This window comes from Hyalangium sp., assembly GCF_035629615.1.
Lineage (GTDB): Bacteria > Myxococcota > Myxococcia > Myxococcales > Myxococcaceae > Hyalangium.
Window position 1 is genome coordinate 1 of the sequence record NZ_DASPHO010000284.1, and the last position, 5,430, is coordinate 5,430.

Sequence of the window (5,430 nt, forward strand, 5' to 3'; positions counted from 1 at the left end):
GGGCGATGCCCGCCGAGTCAGTGGCCTCGCTCGGCCGCAGCGACTCCAGCTCCCGCACCTCGCCCTGCACCACGAGCCGGTGGTAGCCGTCCTTGAGCAGCCGGGCGCGCACGTCAATGAACTCGGCGGTGCCGGCGATCCGCACCGGCCAGGTGAGGATCGCCTGGGCCTCCGGGTGCTCGGCGAGGGTGGCCGCAGCCGCCACGCGCGCGTCCGTACGCACCGCCTCCACACCACAGGTGGAGCACACCGGCATGGCCTCGCGGGTGAAGAGCGCGGAGAGGTAGGCCTCCACGTCCGCCAGCGTGGCCACGGTCGAGCGCGAGCTCTTCACGGGCGCCCGGCGATCGACCGCCACGCCGGCTGCTACCGGCTCGAGCATGTCCATGGGCGGCCGCTCCAGCCGCTCGAGGAACTGGCGGGCGTACGGGCTGAAGCTCTCCACGAAGCGGCGCTGGCCCTCGGCATAGAGCGTGTCGAGCGCCAGGCTCGACTTCCCCGCGCCAGACACGCCCGTGATGCAGACGAGCTCTCCTTCCGAGAGATCCACGGAGAGAGACTGGAGGTTGTGGGTGCGGGCTCCGGCGAGGTGCGTCTTGTGCATGGAGGCCGCGTCATTTAACGGCTGGATTGGCAGCCGCCAAGCTTATCTGTCAGGTTGGATTCTCAGGCGGACGGTGGCTCGCCCGGCCCCTCGTACCAGGTCGTCTCCGGCTCCTGCACGTGAAGCTCCTGCTCCCGCTCGAACCGCTGCAGTGCGGCCTCCTGCACCTCCGAGTAGCGGACGGAGACCCGCTCCGGGCTCCACTCGAAGTCCACGCTCCCCTGGCGCAAGAACTCCGCGAAGGCATCCAGCAGCGGCTGCCCTGTGTCGTGCTCCACGAAGAGGAACTGCCCGGCCTGGTTGACCTCGAGGAAGACGTAGCGGCCATCCGGCTGGACAATGAAGTCGAAGCACCCGAAGACGATGTCCAGCCTGCGCATCAGCGCCCAGCACTGCTCGGCCACCTCGGCTGGGAGCTCGAAAGGCTCCATCTTCAGCTCGTCGTAGGCCCTGCGCCAGTCGAGCCGCCCGCTCCGGGTCTCCTGCGAGAGCACCTTCGCCGCGAACGCCCTCCGCCCCATCACCGTCACGCGCAGCTCGTAGGCCTTGGGGACCAGTGCCTGGTAGATGCCGGGCACGATGGAGAGCAATTCATCGTCGATGAGCTGGGCCTCGGTCAGCAGGCTCGTATAGGTCATGTAGTACTTCGTGTCGTCCCTCCAGGCCGTCATCCGGAAGGGCTTGTAGACAATCTGCCCTCCGTGCTCGCGGAGGAACGCGCGGATCTCTTCCGGATCGTTCGTATAGAGCGTGTCCGGCACCTCCAGGCCCGTCTCGAGCGCGAGCTGGTGCTGCCGGAGCTTGCTGGTCCGCTCGACGGCGCGGTGAGGGTTCACCCAGAAGGCCTCCGGCGCGAGCGTGTCCAGCAGGGAGCGCCGGAACGTGCCGCACCCCTGCTCCACGAAGTCATGGTCCGCCGGGTGGATGCGCCGCTCGTCGATGACGAGCGCGGGCCGCCGGTTCCAGACGGTGCCCACCCCGTGCTCGGAGAGCTCCAGCTCAGGCCCGTGCAGGCGCACCGAGCGCCGCCCCTTCTCGAAGCGCACCGTCTCCGTGGCGCGCGTGGGGAAGTCCGAGGTGTACCAGAGCACGCCCTCCACCCCCTTGCGCGCGAGCGCCTCGGTGACGGCGATGGCGTGGATGTCGGTGGGCTGGGAGAGGATGAGGACGGTGTTCATGGCAGGGCTCGGGCGTAAGGCTCGGACGGCGCCTGGCCGGAGAGCGGGCTCTGCCTCCGGCCGGGCGTCTGCAAGCAGTGACAGGGGTTCTCTGGGGCTCGGGCTTCAGTCGCCGTCGGTCTGCCCAGGGCTACCGCCAGTGAGATCCGGGTGTCCGTGCGGATCCCGGGTCCGCCCGCCTGTCGCCTGCACCACTCCGGGGTAGCCGCCGCGGACCTGCTCCAGCTCCTCGGCCAGCACGCGCCCGAGCACGCGACCTGGCTGCCTTTCATCCCTCTTCGTCTCGATCTTCTTCATGTGACGCCTCCGTGGTGGCTCCACAGCGGAGCCATCAAGGACTACGGAGGCCTCGGCGAGGATGGATGGGCGAGGTGCGGGGCCGTGGCCTGCCTGCGCGCCTGCTGAAAAACGAAGAGGCCGCCACGCTTGCGCGTGACGGCCCCTGAACTTCAGACCTCAGACTGGCCTAGTAGTAGTTGTAGGACAGCCGCACGAAGAAGTAGCGACCCATGTAGTCGTAGGTCGCCGCGTCCGACGACGCGAGGAACCCGTTGGCCACGACGGCCGGAGCCGCGTCGAACAGGTTGTTCACACCCACCTGCGCCGTGGTGGTGCCGATCTTCGTCTCCAGGTCGTACGTCACGCTGGCGTCGAAGGCGTAGTAGTCGTTGACCTGGCGGGAGATCGGCGGAGGCGCGCTCTCGTCCTGAACGGTGCAGGCGTTGTTCTCGCACTCCTTGAAGCCGTTGATGAAGCGCATGTTGACGGCGGCGCTCATCGCATCCCGGGCCCAGGCCACCCCAAAGTTGGCCTTCAGGTCGGAGTAGACCGCGGTGAGATCATAGTTGCCCTTGGCCTTGATGACGTTGCCGCTGGCCAGCGTCCGATCGAACTTGTGCAGCCAGGTGCCGTCCATGCTCAGGCTGAGGCGGCCGACGGGGGTCTGCGGCGAGTAGCGCAGGGACACGTCCACACCGCCCGTGCTGTCACCACCGACGTTGCTCAGCGGGTCGTCAATGAAGGTGATCAGGCCGTTGGCGTTGCGGTGAATCCGATCGCAGAGCTCCGGCGACTTGCCGGCCTCGCCCGGGTAGCAGCTGCTCAGGATGACCGCCGAGGTGACGTTGGTGATCGCCTGATCCACGTTGATCAGGTAGTAGTCCACTGTGGCCGTGGCGTCCTTGAAGAACTGAGGCTCGAAGACCGCGCCCACCGTGAGGACGTTGGCCGTCTCGGGCTTCAGGTCCCTGTTGCCGCCCAGGTGTGCCAGCTGCTGGGTGCGCACATCCCTCAGGTTCTGCGGAACGCCCTGTGCGTCGCAGGCCGCGTCCACCGGAGAGCCGTCCTGGCGCTCGGAGCACGGATCCCTCACCCCGGGGAAGCTGTCGGTCTGCCCCAGGAAGAGCTCGTTCACCGAAGGCGCGCGGAACGCCGTGGAGTAGGTGGCGCGCAGCGTGATGTCCCGGATGATGCTCAGGCGGCTGCCGACCTTGTAGGTGAAGTCCGAGCCGAACGTGTTGTAGTTGAAGAAGCGAGCAGCGCCGGTGAACTCCAGCATGTCCCGGTTCTCCCCCGTCGCGGCGTCCGTCGAACCCAACACGGGGACCGAGAACTCGGCGTAGGCCTCGTTCACGTAGTAGCGGCCCTCCGTCGCGTTCTCCTTGTTGCCGGTGGTGTCGCCCGTAGCCGTCAGCGGGTCCGGAATGTATGCCCCACCCTCGCGGCGGTGCTCGAAGCCCACGGCGATGCCCGTGGAGTTGGCGTTCGGCGCCAGCCGGAACAGCTCACCGCCCACGTTCGCGGAGACCGAGGTCTGCTGGGTGTAGCCCCGCGCGGTGCCCCGGTAGCTCAGGTAGTCGGCCATCTCCTTGGAGATGGAGCCCGGGCCGCCGAACAGGTTCAGCGGGATGCACCCGTCGATCGGGGCCTCCGGCGAGCCGCACATGACCTGGCCGGTGGACGAATCGAGGAAGCTGGGGCCGATGGCCGACGCCAGCTTGCTGCGCTGCAGCAGGCCCTGCTTGGTGGTGACGCCCTGGGTGCGGCCGTAGTTGTAGGCAATGTCCCAGCCGAAGCCGTTCAGCGGGCCGAAGTCGTCCGTGAACTTGCCCTCCACGCCGGTGACGACGCGGAAGGTCGACAGATCCTGCGTGTAGTCACGCGTGCCGAACTCGACCAGGCGGCGCCGCACGTCCCCGAAGGCACGGCCAAACGGGTTGTAGTAGCTCTGCCCGGAGACCTCCAGGCCTTCGGTCAGCGTGAAGAGCGGCTCGGCGGCCAGCTTCTGGGACGACTGACGGTTGGTGTAGGAGGCCTCGAAGAAGCCGCGCGCGCTGCCCCCCAGGCGCAGACCGCCGGTGGCGTAGACGTGAGCGCGCTGCTGCGGAGTCACCAGGTAGTTGGCGGGCTGGTAGTTGTACAGGTCGCCGCCGGCATCCTCGACGCCGCTGGCGTCGAACGCCCGCCACTGCCCGTCGTTCCCCAGGGTGTAGAGGCCATCCGGGTTGTCGTTCCTCAGCACACCCCAGGCCTCATTGCCCTCGTAGCCAGCAGAGCTCTCCTCGCCATCGATGATGAGGCCCGCGGGCGTGGAGGAGCTGCCCTCGGTGGCGAACCGGCGCGAGCGCCAGTTGTAGGCCGTGTCGTACTTGCTGAAGTCACGGTCCCCGGCGAACACGTCCTTCTGCGTGTAGTAGCCCGCGCTGAAGAGGATGTTGCCGCGCTCGGTGCTCTGGCCGGTGGTCAGGCTCAGGTCATACAGCAGGCCGTCGCCGCGCGAGGACATGCCGGTGAAGGCCCGCAGCTCGGTGCCCGAGTAGTCCTTGCGGGTGATGATGTTCACCACGCCGGAGATGGCGTCCGAGCCGTACACCGCCGAGCCACCGTCCTTGAGGATCTCGATGCGCTGGATGGCCGCGGTGGGGATGGAGTTCAGGTCCACCGTCGCGTCCGCGCCGGTGCCGCCGGCCACGTGACGGCGCCCGTTGAGGAGCACCAGCGTGCGCACGGTGCCCAGGCCGCGGAGGTTCACGCGGGTGGCGCCATCGCCGCCGTTGTTGAACTGCGTGTTGATGGCGTTGGCCTGCTCCGGGATGCTCTGGAGGATCTCACCGATGGTGGTGCGACCCGTCTTCTCGAGCTGCTCTTTGTCGAGCACGGTGACGGGCGCCGCGGTGGACAGCTCCTTGCGCGGGATGCGCGAGCCGGTGACCACGATCTCCTCGATGTACTCCTCGACGGGGGGCTCCGCGACCGGCGGCGGAGCGGGCCGGGCCGGCTGCGCTACCGGGGCGGGCTGGGGCGCCGGAGCCGGCTGCGCTACCGGGGCGGGCTGGGGCGCCGGGGCGGGCTGCTCCGGCTGGGCCGCCTCGGACGAAGCCGGCTGCGCGGGCTCCGGCGCGGGAGTCGGCGCAGGAGCGGGTGCCTCCTGCACTGCGGCCGGAGCGGCAGGGGTGGCCTCCTGCGCTGCGGCGACTCCGCCGGTCCCGGAGATGAGGAATGCCAACGCCACGGCTGTGTTTCGACGAGCTGACTTCTTGGGCACCTGAGACCCCCTACTGGCTTTCTTGTTCGACATGGATGGGTGGAGAGGAAAGGGAAGGCGGTAAGGGTTAGAAAGGCACGAGCGACGGCCGGCCCGAGGCACAG

3 protein-coding genes and 1 pseudogene are annotated in these 5,430 nt (G+C 68.4%); all 4 read right to left on the reverse strand.

The features are described from left to right. Positions 1–604, reverse strand: a pseudogene (locus VD972_RS14375) (excinuclease ABC subunit A); the annotation flags it as partial. A 62-nt stretch (positions 605–666) separates the two neighbouring features. Then, the gene (locus VD972_RS14380; protein WP_324986889.1) at positions 667–1,782 is read right to left on the reverse strand and encodes an MvdC/MvdD family ATP grasp protein; all 1,116 of its coding nucleotides are present in this window, start codon (positions 1,780–1,782) and stop codon (positions 667–669) included. A gap of 105 nt (positions 1,783–1,887) precedes the next feature. Next, entirely contained in the window at positions 1,888–2,079 is a 192-nt protein-coding gene (locus VD972_RS14385) for a hypothetical protein (protein WP_324986891.1), read from the reverse strand. Between the two features lie 169 nt (positions 2,080–2,248). Next, complete coding sequence (locus VD972_RS14390; RefSeq protein WP_324986894.1) at positions 2,249–5,293, reverse strand: TonB-dependent receptor domain-containing protein; 3,045 nt, start codon at positions 5,291–5,293, stop codon at positions 2,249–2,251. Between the last annotated feature and the right edge of the window lie 137 nt (positions 5,294–5,430).